Here is a 3,379-nt window from a genome sequence, read left to right as displayed (position 1 = left end):
CTAAGTAACTTATCTTCAATCCAGCCTCTGCGGTGCTCAAAACTCTTACCTGTGAGTTTATCTTCACCGCAAAGAAAAGCTCGGCGAACACAGCGAGAAATGCAGTGGTAATATGGGGTATCAACCAAACTAATCAGTTTTTTTCTAGCAGTAGTCATAAAGAAAATCCTTTTACTTTGACTCTTATAATAAGCCTAGTAGAGGGAATGCTACCTTTCAAATTAACTATGGGTGTCCTGTTTAATCTGTTTAATTTCACTGTTTAATCGTTAATATCTTTCAAATTAGCTATGAGTGTCCTGGTTAATCGATTTTTAGTATAAGCATCTAGGGAAGTTAATTAATACATTGATTTATTTGTGGTTTCCTGTAAATATTAGACGCCTTTGTTACATAGTGTTTCAAGGAGTATAAATAAAGGGATATTTTAAATTAAATGAATATAAAAATAAAAGCATCGTCATTAGCATTATTAATAGGTCTGAATACTGGTTGCATGTCTACAACTCCACAGCAACAAATGTCAGCTGAAGAGCGAGCTCAAATTGTGGAAATGCAAAAAGCCATGATTGGGAAAATGTTTGGTGGTGCAACAAGCTCTGCTCAACAAAAACAAACTGTAAAAGAGATGACTCCTATAGTTACCATATCTGAAAAAGAATTATTAGCTCAAAAGCTTGAGGTAGACACTACTGGTGGGCCCGCACTATTTGCTAGGCATAAAGATGGTATTTTAATTAACAACGAAATGTTCAATGATTTTGAGGGTAGTGTCGCAAGCTTCGGTGGAAACCGTATAACTGGACAATTCACTTATGCTGTGAAAAATTTTGATGGCACTTTTACATTGAAATATAACAAAGCAAACTCTGAAAATGGCCCTATAAAAATTGCTACCGTCGAAAAAAAAGGTAAGTCCTTTAATGTAACGACAGTAACGGGAAAGTCTTTACCTGGAAGCTCGCTTACTCCAACATCAGATGGTTTTATTGTTGGTAGAGCTGGCTCAGCATTTAAATATACAATAGGTAAAAACCAAGTTAAATCAATAACAATTTTAGATAACTATCACATTGCCGATCATCAAAATGGTGATGTTGCTTCAACAAATTACATTCTTCTAGAAAAAAACCCTACCTCTAAAAAAGATTCTTTTGGCAGCATGTTCGATTCAATTAGTAGTATTGGGAATTCGTTAGGTTTAAATAAAGCGGACCACTATATTCTTGTTAATATTAATAATGGGACTATTGTTCCATTAGATGTGAGCTTATCTGGGAAAACAGTTGCAGTACATAGTAACTGTACATCTAAAGGGTTATACAATGATTGTAAGAATGTTTCATATAAAGATGCCCTTTATAACAAACAAGGATTAAAAAATAGTAGTCATTATTTTTGGGCTATAGATTGGATTGACACTAAATCAGGTCCTCTAGCCTTTTATAAAACATCAACAACATTAAAAGTTGTAGATATTAAAAACAGTAAAGTTCATACTTTATTCTCTCGAACATTAGGGATTAATGATTTTTTATTAATCGAGCATGTTGACGGTAAAGTATCGATAGAAGCACAACTTGGTTTCAGTAAGGATAAAATTGAAGATGTTGAGCAATATATTCTAAAAAACACTGTTGATATAGAAGAAATGCAAACAGTAAGTACTGAATAAGTAAAGTGATTTATCAAAAAACCGCATTTAGTGGTTTTTTGATTTTCAACTGAAACGTCATCCTTTTTTAAAGTATTATAAACACAATCATCTGTTATCTTTTTTAGTGTTATAGTGCTGATATAATAATATTTCAAAAATTTTTCATTATATAATAAATGCCTCTAATGTGTGAAATTCATCTTAAATACTTAAGTCATGCCCCAAGTTTTTAGCGTGAGATAAAGTATCATTACATAAAAAATCATGAAAAAACGATTAATTCCCCCTAAAAAAGTAGATATCCCTAAGAAAAACAAACAAGAAAATATTAGTTATCCTATTGATAAATAGATACAATAATAAAATCATTTAAATAAAACACGGATAGATTAAATGTTATTGCGCTTACTCTCACCAATTATATAATTTTTATTTTTCAGCAGTTGCTAAACATGGCTACGATTTAAGCGTGTCTGCATATAATAAATACAACTATGATGAAGCTTACACTTATTTCAAAAAAGCAGCTGTTCAAGGAGATAGAGAAAAATTGTCACTAGAATATCACAGTCAATATGGGAGAAAAACAAACTATGGCAGTGAAAACTTACGATTAAATTGTTAAGGGAAAATAATAATTCCCCACATCAGTAAAGCCCTTAAATAGGTATATAAATGTATATTTATTTTATTTTATTTATAAATAACTTCTAGGAATTATAGTCATGGATTCATTTTTTTATTATCTTGAATTGATAACAATAAAATTATTACCTTATAAACGCAAAGCCAAACCCCAAAATGTAACCAACAAAAAAAACAAAAAGGTAGATGGATTCATTAACACTTTAAATGGAAGAGTTAGTAGTATTAGGGTCTCTAACTCAACTTTTGGTCTGTCAGATATGCAACTAAAGGATTATACATTTAGAATAGATGGCACACCCGTTGAATACAGATCTAAAGGCAGTTTGCATATAGAAAATGGAGATGAAATCAAAGCCATCGGTAACTTATCAAAAGGTTTGTTAAAAGCATATGCTGTAAAAAATCTAAACACAGGTGTATCTAAATCCTGTTTTTTTGTTGGGTTCTTTGAATTAGTATTTTTTACAGTTTCTGTTTATTGGTGCGCACTTTTAGCACCAACTATAATACTTGTTCCACTCCCTCTTATTCCTGCGTACATTTTTGGTAAAAGAATACTTAAGAGAACATTAAGTACTATCAGAATAAATGCATAAGTTAGCAAATAAGATCAGAGTTGGAGCAGTATGATATGTGTTTTATGATTTCTAAAAGAACTCTCGGGAATATAGCACCTAAGGTGGCGCTTAACGCGCCCAATAAAAAGAGAATCACTCTCCTCCACACATTCATATATTTGTAATTGACAATGAGCGCGAGTCAACACCGTCATTTACATATAAGCACTGTAAAGGCAAAATTTTGGTTTATTTTACTGCCTAGTTCATGTTGAGTGTTAACAGAATAACTCGGACATCCATTATAAAAATTTAAGAAAATTATTGGATACAAACATATAAATGCTTCCAGAAGTTATACGCAAACCTATCGAGTACTTGAATAAAACTACTAATATTATTGAAAAAGTCTACATATGACGGGAATTACTGTTTATGGGGATTTAAAGCACACTTAACGATAGACGTTTTGAGCCCATAGTTTATTACATATTATTTCACAAAATAACTATGCTAA

The 3,379-nt window shown here is 31.5% G+C and carries 2 protein-coding genes and 1 pseudogene; 2 read left to right on the top strand and 1 reads right to left on the bottom strand.

Annotated features, from left to right (window positions below):
* A pseudogene (locus H4J70_RS20170) lies at positions 1 to 158 on the bottom strand (transposase); the annotation flags it as partial.
* A 278-nt stretch (positions 159 to 436) separates the two neighbouring features.
* Between H4J70_RS20170 and H4J70_RS20165 the strand changes: the two are divergent.
* Complete coding sequence (locus tag H4J70_RS20165) at positions 437 to 1,675, top strand: hypothetical protein (protein ID WP_182222317.1); 1,239 nt, start codon at positions 437 to 439, stop codon at positions 1,673 to 1,675.
* Between the two features lie 707 nt (positions 1,676 to 2,382).
* Positions 2,383 to 2,901, top strand: a complete 519-nt coding sequence (locus H4J70_RS20160; RefSeq protein WP_182222318.1) for a hypothetical protein — start codon at positions 2,383 to 2,385, stop codon at positions 2,899 to 2,901.
* The last annotated feature ends 478 nt before the right edge of the window (positions 2,902 to 3,379 follow it).

Source organism: Colwellia sp. BRX8-9 (genome assembly GCF_014077245.1).
Lineage (GTDB): Bacteria > Pseudomonadota > Gammaproteobacteria > Enterobacterales > Alteromonadaceae > Colwellia_A.
Note: the sequence above shows the minus strand (reverse complement) of the source record. Positions and strands in the feature narration are given on the sequence as shown.

Coding starts and splice junctions, on each gene's coding strand:
- H4J70_RS20165 (WP_182222317.1), top strand. CDS start 437: ATGAATATAAAAATAAAAGCATCGTCATTAGCATTATTAATAGGTCTG.
- H4J70_RS20160 (WP_182222318.1), top strand. CDS start 2,383: ATGGATTCATTTTTTTATTATCTTGAATTGATAACAATAAAATTATTA.